Genomic DNA, 21,099 nt, shown 5'->3' with positions numbered 1-21,099 from the left:
GACAGAACAGGCCAACCCCCTTGGAGAGCACGATGCTGCGTGGTCTGGTCCTGGTCACGGCGGCGGCTTCGGCCATCGCCGTGACCACAGCCGGTCCCACGGCGGCCGCACCGGCGCCGCCGACCCCCACTCCCACAGGCACTTCCGCATTAGGCGACGCGCTGAGGAGAACGACGCCGCCGACGGCCCAGCCGCCCAATGCCGTCCTCGTCGTCACCAACGGCACCGCGAAGTTCGGCGCGCACGTGGCCGACACGGGTCTGCCCAACACGGTTCGCGTGCCTGTCACCGGTGACGCGCAGAAGGCCGCCGACCAGATCCGCAACCAGCCGGGCGTCACCTTCGCCGAACCGGACCGCGCGGTGGGCAGCATGGCCACCGGCGCCGCACCGCTGCCGAACTGGGCCGGCACGCAGCCGGTCCAGGGTCCCGGCAACTACGGCGTCAGCTCGTCGTTGCAGAGCTACCTCAACGCCAACGGCGTCAACGCGATGGGCGCGTACGACATCCTCGCCGGCCGCGGCCAACTGCCCGGCGCCGGCGAGATCATCACCAACGTCTGCGTCGGCGACCTCAACGACCAGACCACCGTCGTCAAGGACGGCCAGCGCTACCTGGACATCCCGTCCATGCCGCTGATCCCCACCTACGTCGACGGCGACGGCGGGCTGAACCCGCTGGGCACCACCGCGAACCAGGACCCCAGCCTGGACGAGGTGCTGATGGACTTCGGTGTGATGGCCCCGCTGCCGCACGACAAGCAGCGGCCGGAGGCGCTCGGCAGCGGCCCGACCGACCTGCTCGGCATCGCCCCTGGCGCGCAGTACCGGCTGGTGGAGCCGCAGCAGGCGTCCACAGACGGCATCGCCGAGGCGCTGCTGGCGGCGGCCCGGCAGAACCCGCGGCCCAGCGTCATCAACGCCAGCCTGGGCTTCGGCACCGACCAGTTCGGCTTCCCGGGCCGGTACTTCGAGGACGACCCGATCATGCAGTCGGTGGTCGCGACGATCGTCCGCGACTACCACATCGTCGTCACCATCTCGGCCAACGACGGCACGCGGCTGTTCACGCCGGCCGCGGTCGGCCCGGACGGCGGCGCGACGCCGACCGACCTGACCCGCACCGCGTCCGACTCGACCGAGATCAACGACGACGCGACGACCACCATCCCCAGCAAGGTGGTGGACAGCGGGGCGATCGCCGTCGGCGGCACCACCCTCGACGACACCCTGTCGCAGCCGTCCGCTCCGAACGGGACGTATGCGACGACCCGCACCAACGGCGGCGCCCTGTACGCCACCGGGTTCGGCGACCGGATCGACGTTTCCGCGCCCGGTGACGGCATCGCCGTCTTCGAGCACACGAACGGCGGTGGGCCGCAGGCCGTGACGCCGGTGCTCAACGGCGGGACCTCGGCGTCCGCGCCGGAGGTGGCGGCGGCCGCGGCGGTCGTGTTGCAGGCCGCTCGTCTCGCCGGCAAGAGGCTCGACCCGGCCGATGTGCGCAAGATCCTCCAGAAGACCGGCCGTCCGGTGGCGACGCCGCCCCAGATCGACCGGCAGCTAAACATCGGTAACCAGATCGACGTCACCGCGGCGGTGAACTCCCTGCTGCCGCAGCAGAAGCCGACGATCCAGCGGATCTCGGTCGCGCACCGCGTGACCTTCGCCGACCTCGGCGGGGCGTTCATGGAGTCGTCCGACCCGAACCGGATCGACCTCCAGACCAACGGCACCGGCGAGGGCCTCGTCGGCCCAGTGACCATCGGCGCGGACGTCACCGGCCTGCCGAACGGCCGCAAGCTCGACTACGTGCTCACGGTCAACGGCAAGCAGTTCCACGCCGACAGGCCGGCGGTGCGGGTCACCCCGACCCAGCTGCTCCAGGCCGCGGGTCTGCCGGTGGTCTCGACGACCGATCGGAACGTGGACCTGACCTTCGACGTTCGCGACGGCCACAAAACCCTTGCCACGGCCAAGAAGACGCTGGCCATCGGCCCCACCGACGGCACCTACGCCGAGGCGGCGGCGCCGACCGCGCCGGCCACCGCCAAGGCGGGCGCGCCGGTCACCGTGCACTACGACCTGACCGGTGTCCGCAACGCGAAGTCGCCGCAGCTGGTGGTGTCCACGGTCGGCCACTGGAACCCGATCACCGGCCCGATCTTCTCGGCGGCGTACAAGGTTCCGCTCACCGGCGCCTCGGGCGATGTCACCATCCCGGCCAACGCCTTCGACGGCGGCGGTGGCCTCTACGGCGTCGGCATCATCCAGGACTCGACGGGAATCCGCCCGATCTACGGTGAATTCGGCACCATCCGGATCGACGGCGGCACCGCCGATCGCCGTGCGGCCGCGCCCACCTTCAACGACAACGTGCACACGCTGACGGTCACCCGCGCCAACCCGGCGTTCACGGTGAACTACGACGTGCGCAACATTCCCGGCGCGAGCGGCGCGGAGCTGGAGTTCTCCGCACCGGCGCCGTCGTTGTTCAAGTCCCTCAACACGGTCGCCAACGCCAACGGCACCCAGCCCGACAACGACGGCGTGGACGGCGCCTCGACGCTGGTGCGGAAACTGCCGTCCCGCAACGGCTCCGTGCACCTGGACGCCACCAAGATCGGCATCGGCTCGTCGGATTCCTACGACGTCCGGGTCATCGCGCTCGGCCGCGACGGCAAACCGGTGGGCCAGGCCGGCCCGACCTCGTTCCTGGAGTACGACGACGGCCTCGCCCCGGACAACAGCGCGGTGGTCGACTTCGCCGCGCAGGGGGCGGATTCCGTTGTGGTGACGGACGACGGCAACGGCAACCAGACCGTTCGCCGCTACGACCCGAGCACCGGCACCTACGGCACGGTGCTCACCACCGGCAGCGGTTTCCGGCTCGTGGGCGTGGATCCGTCCTCGCACCGGGTCGCAGTCCTGCACGGCGCCAATGTCGAGATCTACGACGTGCAGGCGGCGAAGCCCGTGGGCACGGCGGCGCTCGGCGACTACACGGCGATCGGCGGTCGCGTCGACACGACGAAACACCGTGCGGCGATTCTCCTGCACCACAACGGGGACAACGCCGACGCCGTGGTGGCGGTCGACCTCGTCACCGCGACCGCCGGGCAGCCGATCGCCGCCGACAACGGCGTCGCCAAGGGCACCTACCTGCTGATCGACGTGAACCAGAAGACCGGCCAGGTGTTCGTCGGCAAGGCCGGCGGCGGGCTGATCTGCTTCGCCGGCGGCGCCGGCCTGGTCGCCCGCGTCGACCTGGACGCGGCGACGGTCACTCCCGCCAAGCAGGCCGACGGCTGCGCCGGCGCGCTGGCCGTCGACGACGACACCGTGTACCAGCTGTCGTACCGGTCGTTCAGCGTCAACATCAACGGCACCGCCAACATCATCCCGCTCAACGGCGACACCCTCGTCCCGAGCACGGCCATGGCGGTGCGGCAGCAGCTGCCGCTGACGCTGTCGGTCGACGGCGTGCACCACCTCGCCCTGGTGGCGTTCCAGACGCCGCCCGTGGTGCCGCAGTTCGGCGCGGTCGGCGGTCTGCTGTTCGACAACAACGCCACCAGCCAGCTGGCGGTCGTCGACCTGACCACCGGCAGGACCGTCGGCACGGTGCGGGGCATGGACTTCTCCACCGGCCTCGTCGGCCCGGGACCGAGCCGGGGCGTGCAGCTGGATCCGGCCACCCGGACCGGCTGGACGTTCTCACCCGACGCCCACCAGGTGCAGCAGTTCTCGTACTGACACAACAGAAAGGGCCGGGCTCCGCGGAGCCCGGCCCTTCCCTCATCCCTCAACCTCAGCAAGCACCGTTGTCGGTCCACACGTTCTGGCTGTTGGCGCCCGGGACGTCGCCCTGGGTCCACCACTTCGCCGTCCACTTGTGGCCGTTGTAGGAAACGGTCGAGCCGCCCGTGTACGCCGTGCCGGACTGCCACGCGGCCGGGCAGGTGCCGCCGCCCGGCGGAGTCGTGCCGCCGCCGCAGGCGCCGTTGTCGGTCCACACGCCCTGGCTGTTGTTGCCGGGGATGTCGCCCTGGGTCCACCACTTGGCGGTCCACTGGTGGCCGTTGTAGGACACGACCGCGCCGCCGTTGTACGGGGTGGAGGCGTTCCACGCGGCGGCCGTGCAGCTACCGGGCGGGGTGGTCGTCGTCGTGGTGGTCGTGGTGGTCGTAGTAGTGGTGGTGGTCGTGGTCGTCGGCGGGGCCCCGCAGCTCGGCGTGCCGGCGCCCAGGCCGTTCACCACCGCGTTGAACAGCGTCGACGACGGGTCGAGGTCGTAGAGCGAGAACATCATCGCGCCGGCCAGGCCGTTGCAGTGGATGTAGTCGGTGCGAGCCTTGATCGACTGCGGCGACGAGCCGCCGTAGAAGTTGGTGCCGTCGTAGAACCAGGCCGACTGCGTGGTCGAGTCGAAGAACGTGTCGGCCGCGTTGTCCACGATCCCGGACAGTTCCTTGTACATCGCCACACCGGGCACGTTGCCGGACAGCGTCTTGCCCGCCGACGGCCCGGACGCGCTCTGGTACAGGCCGTGGTTGGAGCCGGCCGGCACGCCCGTCCAGCCCCGGTAGTAGAACGGGATGCCCAGGGTCAGCTTGTTCGCCGGGAAGCCGCCCGGGATGCCGTACGCGCTGTCGCCCTGGGTGTAGGCCTTGATCACGTTGTCGATGGTGTACTTCTCGGTGCCCGGCGGGATCGTGCCGGACGGGTCGCCCGCCGAGGGGTACAGCGGGTCCTGGAAGTTCGTCGGACCGGTGGCGTCCCACGCGCCGTGCATGTCGTAGGTCATCGCGTCCGCGAAGTCCATGTACTGACCGATCTTGTCGGTCTGGATCTTCGCGATCTTGTCCTGGCCGCCGGGCAGGGCCGCGGACAGCGAGTAGTGCTTGCCCAGCGCGTCCAACTCGGTGCGGAACTCCGACAGCAGCGAGGTGAAGTTCGCGGTGTCGTTCGGGCTGGTGTGGTTGCCCAGGTGCCCGCCGGTCGAGGCCGGGTACTCCCAGTCGATGTCGAAGCCGTCGAAGATGCCGGCCGCGGTGCCCGCGCCGCCGTAGCCGCCCTGCGAGGGCAGGTTGCCCTTGATGAACATGTCGATGCAGGAGCTGACGAACTTCTTGCGGGACGCGTCGGAGGCCGCCACGTCCGAGAAGTACTTCGAGTAGGTCCAGCCGCCCAGCGACAGCACGACCTTCAGGTTCGGGTGCTTCTTCTTCAGCTCCTGGAGCTGGTGGAAGTTGCCGACGATCGGCATGCCGAACGCGTCCGCGGTGCCGTCGACGCTGATGTCCGAGCCGAACGACTTCTGGTAGTCGGCGAACGAGTCGCCGGCGCCGTCACCGGCGTTCGGGTCGTTCTCGCCGGCCGGGTCCGGGTCGCTGGCCTTGGTCGCCTCGAAGCACGTCCCGTTGGCCGGGTCGATGTTCTCGAAGTCGTAGATCAGGTAGTCGAGGTTGTTGGCGATCGAGTCGACGTTCTTGAGGTAGTAGGCGTTCTGGTAGATCGACCACTGGTCGTAGTACGCCACGCGCAGGCCGCCGCTGGAGGCCGCGGCGGTCGCCGCCGCCGGGGTGACCGCCACCGTCTGGGGCTGCTGCTGGGCCGCGCCCGCGCCGACAGCGGTGATGCTGCCGACGACGACCGTCGCGGCCGCCGCCGCGATCAGAGCCGTTCTCGCCGATAACTTCATGTGCAGGGGCCTTCCGGATTCAGGGGGTGGAAGGGAGACGTTGGTGCTCGCCGGCGGGCCGGGTTCGGGGTCACCGACCCGCCGGCGAAAGCGTGGTCAGCAGGAGCCGTTGTCCGTCCAGACGTTCTGGCTGTTGGCGCCGGGGACGTCGCCCTGGGTCCACCACTTGGCGGTCCACTTGTGGCCGTTGTAGGAGACGACCGCGCCGCCGTTGTACGCGGTCGAGGCGTTCCACGCGGCCACGGTGCAGGTGCCGCCGCCGGGAGGATTCGTGGTGGTGGTTCCGCCGCCACCACCGGTGCACGCCCCGTTGTCGGTCCACACGCCCTGGCTGTTGTTGCCGGGGATGTCGCCCTGGGTCCACCACTTGGCGGTCCACTGGTGGCCGTTGTAGGACACCACGGCGCCGCCGTTGTACGGGGTGGAGGCGTTCCACGCCGCCGCCGTGCAGCTACCGCCGCCCGGAGGTGTGGTGGTCGTCGTCGTGGGCGGCGGGGACTGCGGCGGGGTCGCGCCGGCGAACTGGGCGGTGAACTTGGTGAAGTCCCAGTCGTTCTGCGTGACGTTGCTGCAGATGCCGTTGTCGGTGCTCGAGCCGCACTGCCGGTCGCGGTTGACCGACCAGAAGGTGAACCGGCCCAGGCCGTGGCTGGTCGCGTAGCTCAGAACGGTCTGGAAGTCGGACTGGTAGAACATCTCCGACGAATCGGACTTGCCGTTCATGCCGGAGAAGCCCTCATGGGCGTAGGCGGTCGTGCTGTCCCACCCCAGGTGGCTCTCCAGCAGCCCGTGGAACGCCTCCAGCGCGGACACCTGCGAGGAGCCGCCGGCGAAGCCGCCGTCGAACGGCATGATGGAGAAGTTGTTGGGGGAGAAGCCGATCGACTTGGCCTGGTCCAGCAGCTGGGTGCCGAACCAGCCGGTGCCGGCGGAGGTGCCGGGCATCGTCACCGAGACGAACAGGCCGGGGTTGTTCGTCTGCAGCGTCTTGGCCGCGCCGAGTTCGTTGGCGATCGCCGCGCTGTTCTCGTACTCCGGCTCCTCGAGGTCGAAGTCGATGGCGTGCAGCGAGTACTTGTCGATCACCTGCTGGTAGGCCGCGGCGGTGGCCGCCACGCTGCCGCAGTTCTGGCCCAGCTTGGTGCCGCCGTAGCCGCCGACCGACACGGAGACGTCACCGCCGGCGCCGCGGATCTTGCTGATCACGCCGGCGACCGCGGTGTCCGAGGAGACCGCGGAGGTGCCGTCCCAGGTGGGGCTGCAGCCGCCGCCGTTGGGGGCCAGGATGAAGGCGAGCTGGAACGCCTTCTGCCCGGTCGCCGCCATCACCACGGTGGGGTCCGGCGGGTTGTTGCTCTGGGGCATGAGGTACGGCGCCGAGGCGTACCAGTTGTTCGATAGAGCGTTGGAGCTCAGTGCGGCGGCGGAAGCAGCCGTCTGGACCTGAGCCGTGCTGGCGTTCGCGGCTATGGCCGCGCCCGCGGCGACACCCGCCACGGCCACCGCCGCCAACGCAGTCGCGGCGAGTCTGGCTCGCTGCATACGTCCTCCTCGTCGAAGGCACTGCATGTCATCTTTCGCCGGGCCCGGTGTTCAGAAATGTGGACTAGACCATTGAAGGTGTCAAGGTTTTGGCCTAGACCAATACGTGGACCGTGATCCGGCTACTCCGAACGGCCGCCGACGATGGTCGTAAAACGCCGCGGGCCCGCCGTTCGGCGAGCCCGCGGTATTGCCGATGTATCTCAGAGGTAGACCGTGAGCAGACGTGACGCGTGCGGGGCGAGCGTCGCCGAGAAGGTTTTCCACGCCGGTCCGAGATTCTTGTGCGTCCAGACGTCCCGGACGAATCCGAGGCTGCGGTGGGGCGTCAGATCGCTCCAGTTCGCCGTGACCGTCGCCGGTGTCTCGCCGAGGTTGAACAGCGCGACGGTGTAGCTGCCGTTGTGGTTGTCGGCCACCCACACCTGCTGCTTGGTCGCCTGCGAGACCGGGTGCGCCGGGTGGCCCGACTGGTCGACCCGGATCACCTCGTCATTGGTGATCATCTTGACGTCGTCGGGCACCAGCTTGGTCAGGTCGGTGCCCAGCAGCAGCGGCGAGGACTCGATCGCCCACAGCGTCATCACCGACTGCTTCTCGTCGGCGCTCAGCCCGTCGGTCTCGCCGTTGCCGATCTCCAGCGAGTCCAGGTCGTTCCAGTGACCTGGGCCGGCGAACGGCACCCACTTCGGCGCGTCGTCGAAGCGCAGCGACGCCCGCACCGCCCAGTTGGTCAGGCCGACGCAGTGCTTGTAGCACTCGATGTCGCCCTCGATGCGCCAGCCGTTGCTGTACTTCTGCCACACGGCGGCGTTGTCGAAGCTCAGCGAGTTGGACAGCTCCAGGTGGATCGGCCGGCGCGTGCGGTCCAGCGCCTGCCGCCACTGCTGCATGTCGACGCGGTTGTCGGTGGCCACGCGGCCGCCGCCGGGGCCGACGAAGTCCATCTTGATGTAGTCGACTCCCCACGACGCCAGCAGGTCCGCCTGCGACTGCACGTAGGCGGCGGCGCCCGGCTTGGTGAAGTCGAGCTTGCCCGAGCCGTCCGCGGCGGTGTTGCCGGGCAGCGTCGGGTCGACGACATCATTGACGTGGTACGGGGTTCCCTTGATCGGCGAGTTCGCGTCGAGGGCCGCCTTGGGAATGCCCGGCACCATGTAGATGCCGAACTTCAGCCCCAGCTTGTGCACGTACTGGGCGACCGCCGCCATGCCGTTCGGGAACTTGGTGGTGTTCCACGTGCTCCGGCCGTACTCGTCCACCCCGGCGGTCCAGCCGGCGTCGATGTTGACGTACTGGTAGCCGTGGCCGCGGAGCTGGTCGTGCATCACCTTGGCCTGCGCCTCGATGATCGATTCGGAGATGGTGCCGCGCAGCGAGCTCCAGCTGCTCCAGCCCATCGGCGGTGTTCTCGCGATGGTCACGGGGTGGTGTTGGTCCGCGTCCTCGGAATTCGACGCTGCCGTCGCCTGGCCGCCGGTCGCGAGCAGGGCGGCCGCGGCCGTGAGCAGTGCGGCACCGATCCGCCACCTGGTCATGCGCGCTCCTTTGTCGAGGGTGCCCGGCGGCGGACGGGTCATCGGGTGAATCCTGCGCCTTCATCGTTGTTTCGGCAAGATGTACGCGGTTTCATCCGATGTCTAGCCCGGCTGGCAGACTGCCGCCATGCGTATCGACCGGCTGGACCACCTCGTGCTGACGGTCGCCGACCTCGCGGCCACCGTCGACTTCTACACCCGGGTGCTGGGCATGGAGCTGGTCACGTTCGGCGACGGCCGGCGGGCCCTCGCCTTCGGCCCGCACAAGATCAACCTGCACCTGGCCGGGCGCGAGTTCGAGCCGAAGGCCGAGCGCCCGGAGCCGGGCTCGGCGGATTTGTGTCTGGTGGTGGCGGATCCGCTGCTCGACGTGGTTGAACACCTGGAGGCGTGCGGGGTTCCGATCGAGCAGGGACCGGTGTCCCGGACCGGCGCCCTCGGCCCGATCGTCAGCATCTACGTCCGCGACCCCGACCGGAATCTGATCGAGCTCTGCAACTACGTCGCGTGATTGCGTATTGACAGCCTGCCTACGCTGGGCCCTGTTCCGAATGAAACGATTCAACGCGGAATCGGGAGCCCTGCATGCGACTGCACCGCCGCGAGTTACCCCTGATCGCCGCCCTGGTCCTGGTGGCCGGCCTGGCCCCGCCGGCCGCCGCGGCCCCCTCATGGCAGCGTTACGTCGTCGGCCCGACCAGCCCGGACGTGCATCCCGTGCGGGTGCTGTCCAGCACCGGCGACGTGACCAACCCCGCCGGCCTGCTCGGCACGGGCGTCACCGTGCTGCGCCGGCCCACCCCGCCGGCCAAAACCGCCTGGCCGGCCGGCACGACGGCGACTGCCTCCAGCTCGCACGCCCCCAACAACGGCAACGACGGCAACCCCCGCACCTACGACGCCGCCAACGCCATCGACGGCAACACCGACACGTTCTGGAACGACGACACCATCGCCGCCTACCCGGACGTCCTGACCCTGACCACACCGTCGGCGGTCACCGAACCCGGCATCACGTTGCAGTTCAACGCAGACGGCGTGCCGCAGGACTTCACCGTGCAGAGCGCCGACGGCGCCACGCTCGCCACCGTCACCGGGAACACCCAGCTCCAACTGGCCGTCGCGTTCCCACAACCGGTGACCACGAACCAGTTCCGGATCACCGTCACCCGTGACCAGTCCACCGGCAAGGGCGAGTTCACCCGGATCAACGAGGTCTGGCCGGGGCTGGTGGCCGATCCCGTGGCGCCGTCCGTCGTCGTGGACTTCGGCAAGGTCGTCGTGGGCTACCCGAAGCTGGCCTTTGCCAACGCCTCCGCCAACCATCCCGGCGTCCGGCTGGCGTTCTCCGAGACCACGCAGTACCTGAGCGACCGGTCCGACTTCACGCGCTCCGACTTCGCCGGCGGGCCGGGCACCGACCAGCACGCCGTGCCGACCGGGGCCAGCACGTGGACGGACACCAAGGGCTGCCTCGCCGACGGCCGGGTCTGCGCCGACGGCCTGCACGGCTTCCGGTACGTCAGGATCAGCCTCGACGCGCTGCCCGGCGACGCCCCCGACGCCGAGCCCAGCGGCGAGGTCGACATCTCCGGCGTCTCGCTGGACTTCACCGGCTACATCGGCGCGTACACCGGCTGGTTCGAGTCCTCCGACCCGCAGCTCAACCAGTACTGGTACGACGCCGCGTACACCAACGAGCTGGTGATCGACACCTTCCGCCCGACGGACATCGAGCCGCGCGGCGCCGACAGCCCGACCCTGGACGGCAAGCTGGTGCTGCACGACGGCGCCAAGCGCGACCGCGATCCGTACGTCGGCGACATCGCGGTGTCCGGCCGCACTACCTACCTCACGCACGACGTCGCCGTCGCCGCCCGTGACGTGCTCGCCGACCTCGCCGACCACCAGCGTTCCGACGGCTGGATCCCGCCGGCGTCGATCAACGGCTACACGCTCCCGCTGTTCGACTATCCACTGTGGTGGGTCAACGCGAGCTGGGACTACGTCCTCTACACCGGCGACACCGCCTATGGCGCCCGCTACTACACGAACTTGGTCAAGGCGATCGACGGCTGGTACCCGTCGGTCACCGACTCGCGCGGCCTGCTGTCCCGGCCGAGTGGCTACGGCGACTACGCGTTCCTGCCCCGGGACGGCGAGGTCACGTACTACAACGCGCTCTATGTGCAGGCCCTGAAGGACGCGGCACAACTGGCGAAGTCGTTGGGGCACAACGCCGACGCCACGCGCTGGGGGCAGCGGGCGACCGCGGTGTCGGCGGCGGTCAACGCCAACCTCTGGGACGGCACCGCCTACGTCGACGCCGCCGGCACTTCCCGGCACGGCCAGGACGGCAACGGCATCGCGATCGTCGCCGGCGTGGCCCCGGCGGCCCGGGCCTCGCAGTCGCTGAACTACCTGGCGCAGAAGACCGCGCTGCCGTACGGGAACTCGTTCATGGACGACGACACGCTCGTCGGCGATGGGTCGCAGCGGGTGTACGCCTTCACCTCGTACCCCGAGATCGAGGCCAGATTCCTCACCGGGCAGGCGAATTCGGCGATCGACGAGATCAAGCGGCTGTACGGCTGGATGGCCGGCCACGACCCCGGGCCGACCGACTGGGAGGGCATCGGCGCTGGCGGCTCGCTCTACGAGGGCGCCTACACCTCCGCCGCGCACGGCTGGTCGACCGGCGTGCTGCCGGCGCTGACCAACGACCTGCTCGGCGCGTCGCCGACCAGCCCGGGCTTCGCGACCTGGACCGTCGCGCCGCATCCGGGCTCCGTGGCGTGGGCGCGCGGCCAGTTGCCCACGCCGCACGGACCGCTCGGCGTCAGCTGGCAGCAGTCCGGAGGGTCGATCACCCTGACCGTCACCGCGCCGCCCGGCACGCACGGCACCGTTCAGCTGGGCGGCCACACGTTCACCGTGGGCGGCGGCAGCCGGACGCTCACCGTCCGGTGAGATCAGGCCGCCAGCGCGGTCCGCAACAGGGACTCGCTGGCGGCCATCCACACCGGGCTCGGGAAACCGCCGTGCCGGAAGGCGAACCACCCCAGCGTGCGCAGCACGTTGTGCGCCGAGTACGCCCACAGCAGCTCTGGCTCCATGATCCGGCGCAGGTGCCGGCGCAGCGCGGTCGACGCCCGGGTCTGGTCGGTGCCGATGCGCAGCGCGAACCACAGCGTCACCAGGTCGGCGCGCCGGTCGCCGGGCCGCCAGCCGTCCCAGTCGATCACGCCGGACAGGCCGCCGGCGTGGAAGAGCATGTTGCCGAGCCCGAAGTCGCCGTGCACGACGTCGTCGGCGGGCAGCCGGGTCAGGTCGAGCCGGCAGGCCTGGCGCTCGATGCCGGCGACGAGGTCGGCCGCTCGTGGCGAATACGCCACCAGGGCCCGCTTTCGTGGCGTCCAGTGACCGGGGTCGGCGAGGTCCCGCAGGATCTGCTCGCCCCACGGCAGCGTGGCACCCGGCGAGGACAGCCCGCGCGCGGCGCCGGCGTGCAGGTCGACCAGCTCGATGAGCTGCTCCAACTGGTCCTCGTCCAGCTCGTCGGACGGCGAGCCCGGCAGCTTCTCCTGGACGTAGAAGGCGATCCCGTCGAGCCGGTCGGCGGCGATCACCCGCGGCGCCGGGTAGCGCAGCGACCGCAGGCGGGCGGTCACCTCGCCGACGTTGTGCGGCCACTGGTGCGGATGCCATGTCCACTTGACCACGTACCGGCCGCGGCCGGCGACGGTCGCCTCGACCGCCCCGTGCTCGCCGGACAGTGGCTTGACTCTGCTGAAGCCGAGTCCGCACGCCTCGGCGATCACCGGCAGGGCGCGGTCGGCATCGGTGCCGCCTCTCATGGGCGCACAGTGTCTCGGAAAAAGCTGAATCGGTCCACCTCCCGGGTTCGGGGTTCCCGGAAGGTGGACCGACGTGGCGGACTTCAGGACGCGGGAGTCCAGTAGTCGCCGGCCATCACGATGTAGACGAGCAGCTTGATCGTCTCGCCGTAGTAGGTGTCGCCGTAGGGGTTGGTGGCCAGGAAGTTCCACAGCGAGTCGGTCCAGGCCTGGTCGCCGGCGGCCATCGCGGCCACGCCCACCGGGTCGTTGGCGCACTCGCACTGGTCGCCGGTGTTGGTCGGGGTGCCGTCCAGCTTGGTGTGCGGGTAGATCTTGGCCGGGTTGCCGCCGGCCTTCGCCTTGTAGCTGTTGGACTCCTTGGTGGCGATGGCCTTGGCCACCGAGCCGCCGTAGACCAGCGCGTCGGTGCCCATGTGCCACGGCACGCGGACCGAGTTGTAGCCGACGATGTTGTCCGGCTGGTCCTCCTGGTAGTTGGCCGGCGCCGGCTTCGGGCTGGTGGTGTTGGCGTTGACCACGAAGTCCGACAGCAGGCCGGCGTTCGGCGAGTAGGCCGCGGTGAACTCGTTGATCACGGCCTCGGTGCGGGTGACGACCTTGTTCCAGTCGTGGGCGGTGTCGTAGGCCGCGAACGCGCGCAGGTGGTCCAGCATGAAGTCGGACGGCCGGGTGTCGTTGGTGGGGCCGTCGTCCTCGCACTTGAGGTGGCCGTCGGAGGCGACGTTGGCCGCGTAGAACTTGGCCAGCCAGTCCTTGGCCGCGGCGGTGTAGCCGCCCCACTGCTTGTCCGCCAGGATCAGGCCGTAGCCGACGTCCAGGTCACCGTCGGTGGCCCCGTCCGGGGTGCCGGAGTCGGCGTACTTGCAGCTGCTGCCGTCGATCTTCCACTCCATCATGCCCTGGCTGTCGCGGTGCGTCTGCACGACCTTCCACAGGCCGTCGAACTCGGCCTTGGCGTTGGCGTCGTAGCCGGCCATCAGCGGCACGATGTTCATGCCGTAGCCCTGGGCCTCGGACACCGTGCCCTTGTTGGGCGCGTCGCCGGTGGCGTAGATCAGGTAGCCGCCGCAGGCCGCCCGCAGGTAGGTCTTCTTCCACGAGTCGTACTGCTTCTTGACCGCCGCGTCCCGGTCGGCCGCGCTGGCCGACGGCATGACACCCGTCTTGTACGTGACGTGCGTGGGAAAGGGGTGGCTCTCGCCGGCGGCTGCGGCGGGAGTAGCCGTGGAGACCAGCACGGACAGGGAAATCGTCGCGGCAGCGGCGGCCACCGCCACCAGCCGACCGGATCGATCGCGCATCGCTCGCTCCTGTTAGGAAAGTTTCTTAACTAAACGGCGGCGTCAACAGAGTGACGTCCGGTTCGACCGGTGTCAAGGGAGGTCTAGACCTCTTTTCCGCGACCGCCCGGACGGACGATTCGGTCGAACGGGGCGTGAACCGTTGCGGCGTGCGATCGCGTGATGTCGACTGTGAGTAGCCGGGAGAACGGAACGCGCATGACCGCAGTCTCGCGACGCCGCCTGCTGGGCGCGGCCGGGGCGTCGGCGCTGGCCGCGGTCCTGCCGCCGAACCTGCGCCGGGCGCTGGCCGCCGAGCCCGTCAACCCCGGCAGCCTCCGCGACATCAAGCACATCGTCGTGCTCACCCAGGAGAACCGGTCGTTCGACCACTACTTCGGCACCATGCCGGGCGTGCGGGGATTCGACGACCCGCACGCGCTCACGCTGTCCACGGGTCGTTCCGTGTTCCACCAGCCCGATGTCAAGCACCCGGACGGCTACCTGCTGCCGTTCCACCTGGACACCCGGACCACCAGCGCGCAGGCGATCCCGTCCACCAGCCATGCCTTCACCGTGCAGCACGCCGCGGTCAACGGCGGCAAGATGGACAACTGGCTGCCGGCGCACCGCGCCGCCGACGGCGACGCCCACGGCCCGTACACGATGGGCTACTACACCGAGGACGACATCCCGTTCCAGTGGGCGCTGGCCCGCAACTTCACACTCTGCGACGCCTACTTCTGCTCAGTGCTGGGGCCCACCTGGCCCAACCGGCTGTACCTGTGGACCGGCACCGTCGACCCGGGCGGGCGGCACGGCGGCCCGATCGTCAGCAACATCGTGCCGTCGCCGTACACGTGGACCACCTACCCGGAGCGGCTGACCGCTGCCGGCGTCAGCTGGCACGTGTACCAGCAGGAGGACGACTACGGATGCAACCCGCTGGAGTACTTCAGGGCCTATCAGGACGCCCGCCCGAACTCCCCGCTGCACCAACACGGTCTGGCCATCGGGCCGGCCGACCAGTTCGAGTACGACGCCCTGCACGACCGGCTGCCCACCGTGTCGTGGATCGTGCCTTCGTCGCCGCAATGCGAGCACCCGGACTACATTCCCGCTGCCGGCGCGGACTTCGTCGCCGGCAAGCTGGATGCCATCGCGGCCAACCCGGACGTGTGGGCGAAGACCGTGGTTGTGTTGAACTACGACGAGAACGACGGCCTGTTCGACCATGTGCCGCCGCCCATGCCGCCCGCCGGCACGCCCGACGAGTTCGTCGACGGCATGTCCATCGGCGCCGGCATTCGCGTGCCGTGCACCATCGTCTCGCCGTGGACGCGCGGCGGGTACGTCGCCACCGAGCCGTTCGACCACACGTCCGTGCTGCGGCTGATGGAGACGATCACCGGCGTGCGGGAGCCCAACATCAGCGCCTGGCGGCGCAAGACCTTCGGCGACCTCACGTCCGCACTGGGCTTCGGTTCCGGCGCGTTGCCTTCTTTGCCCCCGACCAAGGCGCCGTTGTGGCAGGCGGAGTGGGGGATCGCCCACCTGCCGCCGGTCAAGATCCCCGGCGCCGAGCAGACGCCGCCGCATCAGGGCGTGCGCAGCCGTATCGAGGAGACCCTCACCTCGCACGCCTCCGACTTTCCCGCCGGCGTTGGCGGCAGCAGCTTCCCCGGCACGCAGCTGTTGGCGCGCAACAAGGTCGCCGGCGAGTTCGCGCCCACCGCCAAGAGGGTTTACGTCGCCGGGGTCGTCGCCTGCACCGTGTCCGTCATCGACTCCCGCACCGGTAATCTGATGTCCACTGTGGTCGGTCCGGCCAACCCGTACGGCATCGCCACGCCGGACGGGCAGGCGTTGTACATCACCGAATCCGGCAAGAGCAGGGTGTCCGTGTTCGACGTCACCGCCGGCCGCGTCATCGGCTCCATCCCCGTCGGCCTGTTCCCGCACGGCATCGCCGCCTCGCCGGACGGTCGGCTGCTCTACGTCGCCAACACCGGCCCGAACACCGGTGCCGGTGGCTCCAACTCCGTGTCGGTGATCGACGTCGGCACCAAGTCCGTGGTCGGCTCCGTCACCGTCGGCCTTGCGCCGCAGTCGGTGTCCGTCAGTCCCGACAGCTCGACCGTGTACGTGTCGTGCCAGGACGGGTTGTGGGTCGTCGACGCCGCCAGCCGCCGCGTACGGGCCTCGCTACCGGCTCTGGCCAAGGCTCACGGCGTCACCGCGTGTCCCGGCGGCCGGCATGTCTACGTCGCCAATTCCGGTCAGGACACCGTGTCCATTGTGGATGTAGGTAGCCACGAGGTGAGCGCCACCGTGCCCGTCGGCCGTTCGCCGTGGCACATCGCCTTCCGTTCCGACGGCGAGTTCGCCTACGTCACCAACGCCAACTCCGACACCGTGTCCGTGATCGACACCTCGCGGCGGTCGGTGACCGCCACCGTCCCGGTTGGACACATCCCGACCGGGATCACCGTCACCGAGCACCAGATCTGGGTCTCCAACAACGCGTCCAGCACCGTCAGCAAGATCGACGCCGGCTCGCTCAGGGTGGTCGCCACCACCGACCTCGGCCTGAGCACGGTGCCGGCGGGGGTTGTGGTGGCCTGAGATGATGTGTTGGTGCGAGCCGACATCGTCCTGGTGCGTCATGCCGTTCCCGTGTACCCGTATCCGGGCGGTCCCGACGACTATCACCGTCCGCTGACCGATGCCGGCCTTGCACAGGCCTCCGCCCTCGTCGACGAACTCGCCGCGCTGCGGCCGGATCTGATCGCCTCCAGCCCGTACCTGCGCGCGGTTCAGACGATCGAGCCCCTGGCCCGGGCGCTGGACCTGCCCGTGCACACCGATCATGAGCTGCGGGAATGGGATTCCGGCATCGGGCCGACGCCCGACTACGTCCGCTACTACGAGGAAAGCTGGGCCGACCCCGACTTCGCCCGCCCCGGCGCCGAATCCCTGAACCAGCTCACCACCCGTGCCCTCAAGGCCCTCGCCGAGTTCCGCGGCACCGTCGTGATCGGCAGCCACGGCACCTTCATCTCCCGGGTCCTCGCCGGACTCGGCCTCGCCGTGGACTGGCCCTTCAGCCGGGACATGCCGTCACCCGCGGTCTACCGCATCTGCGACCAGGGGATCGCCGGCCCAGGAATCTGAGCCGGCGACCCGGTCACCCCTTCACGCAGATGACCTGCTTCAGCTTGGCCACGATCTCGACCAGGTCGGACTGGTTCGCGATCACCTCGTTGATGTCCTTGTATGCCGACGGAATCTCGTCGATGACGCCGGAGTCCTTGCGGCACTCCACGCCCTTGGTCTGCTCGACGAGGTCCGAGCGCTTGAACATCTTGCGGGCCTTGTTCCGGGACATCCGGCGGCCGGCGCCGTGCGACGCCGACTCGAAGGACTCCGGGTTGCCCAGGCCGCGCACGATGTACGAGCCGGTGCCCATGGAACCCGGGATGATGCCCAGGTCCCCGTTGCCGGCCCGGATCGCGCCCTTGCGGGTCACCAGCACGTCCTCGCCGAAGTGCTTCTCCTCCGCCACGTAGTTGTGGTGGCAGCTGATCGGCTCGTCGAACCGGATGTGCCGGTACCGCTTGCGCAGCACGTCGCTGATCAGGCGCAGCATGACGGCGCGGTTGCGCCGCGCATAGTCCTGCGCCCAGTACAGGTCGTGCCGGTAGGCGGCCATCTCCGGCGTGCCGGCGAGGAACACCGCCAGCTCCGGGTCCGGCAGCTCGTCGTTGTGGGTCAGCCCGCGCGCCACCCCGATGTGGTGCTGCGCCAGCTCGTTGCCGATGTTGCGGGAGCCGGAGTGCAGCATCACCCAGACCCGCTTGGACGTGTCCAGGCAGATCTCGATGAAGTGGTTGCCGCCGCCGAGCGTGCCGATCTGGTTGACGGCCTTGTCCGCGCGGGCCTTCACCGCCGGGGTCAGGTCCTCGAACCGGGCCCAGAACTGCTTCCAGTCGCCCGCGTCGCGGTCGTCGAACGCCGCGTCGCGGTGCGCGCCGAAGCCGACCGGCACCGCCTTCTCGATCTCGGAGCGGATGCCGCCGAGGTCGCCGGGCAGGTCGTTCGCGGTCAGCGAGGTCCGGACCGCGGTCATGCCGCAGCCGATGTCCACGCCGACCGCGGCCGGCGACACCGCGTCCTTCATCGCGATGACCGAGCCGACGGTCGCGCCCTTGCCGAGGTGGACGTCGGGCATGACGGCGACGTGCTTGACCACCCACGGCAGCGACGAGATGTTGCGCAGCTGCTGCAACGCGGCGGGTTCGACCTCGTCGACCCGCGTCCACATCTTGATGTCCACGTGCTTCCCGGGCACGGTCGTGATCGCCATGCGGCAAGGCTAGGACGGGAGCCGCCCGAACACGATCGAGTTATCGCGCGGCGGAGCCCTGCGACCTGGGTCACACTTCCGGTGTTCACCCTGCGTCCGAACGCCGTCGCGGTACGTTCTGGCCGATCGACTGCTCTGACCGCATCCCGAACGGAACTGGAGCGTTCTTCTTGTTGACCACCAAGACTTTACGGCGCGGCAGCCTGGGGGCGGCGGCCACCACACTGCTGGGTGTGCTGCTCGCCGTCGCGCCCTCGAGCGCGTCGGCCGCGCCCGTCGGCCTGGCCGCCGAGTTCGCCTCGGCAGCGCACGAATTCGGTGTGCCCGAGCCGATTCTGCTCGCCGTGTCGTACAACATGACCAACTGGCAGCCCAGCGCCGCGCCGAACGAGGCCGGCGGCGTGGGCCCGATGGGCCTGATCAGCGAGGTCGGCTCGGCGGAATCGGGCAAGGGAAGCCAGGCTCACACGGCCACCGTGCGGTCGACGACCAGCCCGCTGGTCACCAGGGCCGCCGACGCGCTGCACACCAGCGCCGCTGCCGTTTTGACCGATCCCGCCCAGAACATCCGCGCCGCGGCCGCCGTGCTGGCCGCCGACGCCAAGTCGGCCGGTGGCACGCTCCCCACCGATACCTCCGCCTGGTATCCGGCGCTGGTCCGTTATGCCCAGGACAGCGGCACCAGCAGCAGCGCCGCCGGCTCGCAGGCGTTCGCCGACGACGTCTTCCGCACCCTGCGCACCGGCGTCGCGGCCAAGGCCGGTTCGCCGCTGTCGCTGCCGGCCGACCGGTCCATTCCGGTGACCCCCAAGCGGGCCAACGCGTCCACGCCGACGGCGAACTGCCCGTCCGACCTCGACTGCCGGTTCGTGCCGGCGGCGTACGACTGGTCCTCCGCCGACCATTCGGACCCGAACAATTACGGCAACTACGACCCGGCCGACCGACCCGCCGACGGCGACGGCATTCAGTACATCGTCATCCACGACACCGAGACCTCGTACGACAACGCCATCGCCGTGTTCCAGAACCCGGGCTGGTTCGCCTCCGCCAACTACGTGATCCGGGCGTCCGATGGTCAGGTCACGCAGATGGTGCGCAACCAGGACGTGAGCTGGGATGTCAACAACTGGACGATGAACCAGCACTCCATCAGCATCGAGCACGAGGGCGTCGCCGCCCAGGGCTCCTCGTACACGCCGCAGGAGTACCAGGCGTCGGCCAAGCTCGTGCGCTATCTCGCTGCCGAGTACAACATTCCGCTGGACCGGCAGCACATCATCGGGCACGACGAGGTTCCCGGTGAGCTCACCGCCAGCCAGGCCAAACAGCACTGGGACCCGGGGCCGTTCTGGAACTGGCAGCACTACATGGGCCTGCTCGACGCGCCGGCCCAAGCCGCCCGGGTGTCCGTCGGCAGCGTCGTCACCGTCAACCCCGACTTCGCCTCCAACCAGCCGCCCGTGACCACCTGCGACAGCTCCGGCACGTGCACGCCTCTGCCCGCACAGGGAGCCAACTTCGTCTACCTGCGGACCGGGCCGAGCGCCACCGCCCCGCTCATCGGCGATCCACTCCTGCACCCCGGCGGCGGGCCCGGCACCATGCAGGCCAGTGACTGGTCCGACAAGGCCGTCAGCGGGCGGCAGTACGTCGTCGCCGGCCAGCAGGGTGACTGGACCGCCATCTGGTACGACGGCCAGAAGGCGTGGTTCTCCAACCCTCACGGCGTCAACACCCTGCCCGCCTGCGCCGCCACCGTGCACGCCCCCGCCGGCGTCAGCACCGTCAACCTCTACGGCCGCGCCTTCCCCCAGGCGTCCGAGTACCCCGCCTCGATCCCGTTCGACCAGGGCTGGGCCCCCACGCCTCTGACCGGCTGGACGCTGCCCGCCGGCCAGTCCTACACCGTCCTGGGCACCGAGCAGGCCAGCAACTACTTCGCCCGCTTCGACCCCGCGGGCGTGGCCGGCAACCACACCCTGGTCACCGGCGCCGACCAGTACCTGCTGATCGACTTCAACCACCGCTACGTGATGGTGAAGGCCAGCGACGTCGTCCAGACGCCGGCCAGCTGAACCGTAGGTGACCGTGGCCGGCGACGCTGGCCACGGCCACCTTGTTCAGATCACTCGGCCAGGCCGGCATCTCGCAGATCTGTCAACGCGGCGAGAAAGTTCCTGAACTGGGCGGATCGCTTGGGCGCCACCGCCACGATGCTGTCGAACGGAGTGGCGTTGAAGCGGTCCACGAAGATCTGCACGATCGGGTCCAGCTGATCGATGGGCGTGTTCTCGAAGCTGGCCCGGCGCAGCAGGAACTGGGTTTCCGGATCCCGCTTGATGAGATGCCCCGGAACCATGTACAGGTCGACGTCGCTGAACTCGGCATTGGTGATGTCGAGAGCCCAGTCGACCTTTTCGTAGTAGGCCACCGCCCCGCTGGCAAAGGCCTCCTTGGCATCCCAGGAAAGGGACGGGTTGGCCGGTGTGGTGATTATCGGTCCGACCCGTCCCTTCAGTGTCACGCGGTTGAAGACGCACGCCTCCAGCTGTGTCGCCCGGTTCGTCGCAAGGTTGTCGACCGTGAGCCGCTCGAGGCAGATCCCGTGCGCAGAGCAGTTCGTCAGCTTGATGTCCGACAAACTGGCGTCTCGTACGACGATCCGGCCGTAGCTCGGGTCCTCGAACTGGGCGAGGGCGCAGCCGGTGAAGACTGCCCCCGCCAGCTCGAAGTCGGAGAAAACGGTCGCCCTGTTGACGATTTTCTGGGCGGTGATGCTGTGTCGTGCGGCCTTTGCCATCGTGCGC

13 protein-coding genes are annotated in these 21,099 nt (G+C 69.4%); 6 read left to right on the top strand and 7 right to left on the bottom strand.

The genetic code is table 11. The features are described 5' to 3' along the window. Positions 1–32: 32 nt before the first annotated feature. Entirely contained in the window at positions 33–3,755 is a 3,723-nt protein-coding gene (locus tag BCF44_RS10120) for a S8 family serine peptidase (RefSeq protein ID WP_116173921.1), read from the top strand. Positions 3,756–3,810: 55 nt separating this feature from the next. On the opposite strand, the gene BCF44_RS10115 is transcribed toward BCF44_RS10120, so the two are convergent. From BCF44_RS10115 to BCF44_RS10105, 3 genes are all read right to left on the bottom strand, one after another. After that, positions 3,811–5,703 carry a glycosyl hydrolase family 18 protein gene (locus BCF44_RS10115; RefSeq protein ID WP_116173920.1) on the bottom strand — a complete coding sequence of 631 codons (1,893 nt, stop codon included), beginning with the start codon at positions 5,701–5,703 and terminating at the stop codon, positions 3,811–3,813. 96 nt (positions 5,704–5,799) lie between these two features. Beyond that, positions 5,800–7,245 carry a carbohydrate-binding protein gene (locus BCF44_RS58940; protein ID WP_116173919.1) on the bottom strand — a complete coding sequence of 482 codons (1,446 nt, stop codon included), beginning with the start codon at positions 7,243–7,245 and terminating at the stop codon, positions 5,800–5,802. A 203-nt stretch (positions 7,246–7,448) separates the two neighbouring features. Continuing rightward, positions 7,449–8,783 (bottom strand): glycoside hydrolase family 27 protein, encoded by a 1,335-nt coding sequence (locus BCF44_RS10105; protein WP_211352967.1) that lies wholly within the window; start codon positions 8,781–8,783, stop codon positions 7,449–7,451. A 127-nt stretch (positions 8,784–8,910) separates the two neighbouring features. Here BCF44_RS10105 and BCF44_RS10100 point away from each other — a divergent pair, with 127 nt between their 5' ends. Further along, a complete protein-coding gene (locus tag BCF44_RS10100; protein ID WP_116173917.1) occupies positions 8,911–9,294 on the top strand; it encodes a VOC family protein in 384 nt (127 codons plus the stop codon). A 74-nt stretch (positions 9,295–9,368) separates the two neighbouring features. Further along, complete coding sequence (locus tag BCF44_RS10095; protein WP_116173916.1) at positions 9,369–11,753, top strand: alpha-L-rhamnosidase-related protein; 2,385 nt, start codon at positions 9,369–9,371, stop codon at positions 11,751–11,753. 2 nt (positions 11,754–11,755) lie between these two features. On the opposite strand, the gene BCF44_RS10090 is transcribed toward BCF44_RS10095, so the two are convergent. Both BCF44_RS10090 and BCF44_RS10085 read right to left on the bottom strand, forming a co-directional pair. Beyond that, positions 11,756–12,640, bottom strand: a complete 885-nt coding sequence (locus BCF44_RS10090; RefSeq protein ID WP_116173915.1) for a phosphotransferase enzyme family protein — start codon at positions 12,638–12,640, stop codon at positions 11,756–11,758. Between the two features lie 83 nt (positions 12,641–12,723). Then, the gene (locus BCF44_RS10085) at positions 12,724–13,944 is read right to left on the bottom strand and encodes a glycosyl hydrolase family 8 (protein WP_246014922.1); all 1,221 of its coding nucleotides are present in this window, start codon (positions 13,942–13,944) and stop codon (positions 12,724–12,726) included. A gap of 198 nt (positions 13,945–14,142) precedes the next feature. Here BCF44_RS10085 and BCF44_RS10080 point away from each other — a divergent pair, with 198 nt between their 5' ends. After that, a complete protein-coding gene (locus tag BCF44_RS10080; protein ID WP_116173914.1) occupies positions 14,143–16,548 on the top strand; it encodes an alkaline phosphatase family protein in 2,406 nt (801 codons plus the stop codon). Between the two features lie 12 nt (positions 16,549–16,560). Beyond that, a complete protein-coding gene (locus BCF44_RS10075) occupies positions 16,561–17,097 on the top strand; it encodes a histidine phosphatase family protein (RefSeq protein ID WP_116174277.1) in 537 nt (178 codons plus the stop codon). 13 nt (positions 17,098–17,110) lie between these two features. On the opposite strand, the gene BCF44_RS10070 is transcribed toward BCF44_RS10075, so the two are convergent. Next, entirely contained in the window at positions 17,111–18,289 is a 1,179-nt protein-coding gene (locus BCF44_RS10070) for an RtcB family protein (protein WP_116173913.1), read from the bottom strand. Between the two features lie 173 nt (positions 18,290–18,462). Here BCF44_RS10070 and BCF44_RS10065 point away from each other — a divergent pair, with 173 nt between their 5' ends. Further along, the gene (locus BCF44_RS10065; protein ID WP_246014921.1) at positions 18,463–20,367 is read left to right on the top strand and encodes an N-acetylmuramoyl-L-alanine amidase; all 1,905 of its coding nucleotides are present in this window, start codon (positions 18,463–18,465) and stop codon (positions 20,365–20,367) included. A gap of 50 nt (positions 20,368–20,417) precedes the next feature. On the opposite strand, the gene BCF44_RS10060 is transcribed toward BCF44_RS10065, so the two are convergent. Further along, a complete protein-coding gene (locus tag BCF44_RS10060; RefSeq protein ID WP_116173912.1) occupies positions 20,418–21,092 on the bottom strand; it encodes a hypothetical protein in 675 nt (224 codons plus the stop codon). Positions 21,093–21,099 lie beyond the last annotated feature (7 nt).

Origin of the sequence: Kutzneria buriramensis (assembly GCF_003387475.1) — a bacterium.
Lineage (GTDB): Bacteria > Actinomycetota > Actinomycetes > Mycobacteriales > Pseudonocardiaceae > Kutzneria > Kutzneria buriramensis.
Note: the sequence above shows the minus strand (reverse complement) of the source record. Positions and strands in the feature narration are given on the sequence as shown.